General features: G+C 70.0%; 1 protein-coding gene. It reads left to right on the forward strand.

From position 1 onward, the window contains the following. The coding region (locus IO30_RS0129070; protein WP_031147812.1) for an ATP-binding cassette domain-containing protein at positions 1–691 on the forward strand (691 nt) is incomplete at both ends.

The raw sequence follows: 691 nt of genomic DNA on the forward strand, positions 1-691 counted from the left end.
CGATCGGAGTCACCGGCCAGTTCTCGGCCGTGGACGGCCTGATCACCGGTGAGGAGAACATGCTCCTGATGGCGGACCTGAACCACCTGCCCAAGCGCGAGGGCCGGCGGATCACCGCCGAGCTGCTGGAGCGCTTCGACCTCACCGCCGCCGCCAAGAAGCCCGCCTCCACCTACTCCGGCGGCATGAAGCGCCGCCTCGACATCGCCATGACCCTGGTCGGCAGCCCGCGGATCATCTTCCTCGACGAGCCCACCACCGGCCTCGACCCCCGCTCCCGCCACAACATGTGGCAGATCATCCGCCAGCTGGTCTCCGAGGGCGTCACGGTCTTCCTCACCACCCAGTACCTCGAAGAGGCGGACCAGCTCGCCGACCGCATCGCCGTACTGAACGACGGAAAGATCGCGGCAGAAGGCACGGCCGACGACCTCAAGCGCCTGATCCCGGGCGGGCACGTGAAGCTCCGCTTCTCCGACCCGGCCGCCTACCGGTCCGCCACCCTCGCCCTGCCCGGCGTCACCCGCGACGACACGGCACTGTCCCTGCAGATCGCCGGCGACGGCAGCCAGCGCGACCTGCGCTCCCTCCTCGACCGGCTCGACGCGGCCGGCATCGAGGCCGACGAACTGACCGTCCACACCCCCGACCTGGACGACGTCTTCTTCGCCCTGACCGCCACCACCGTGCC

It is taken from the genome of Streptomyces xanthophaeus (assembly GCF_000725805.1).
In the GTDB taxonomy this organism is placed as follows: domain Bacteria; phylum Actinomycetota; class Actinomycetes; order Streptomycetales; family Streptomycetaceae; genus Streptomyces; species Streptomyces xanthophaeus.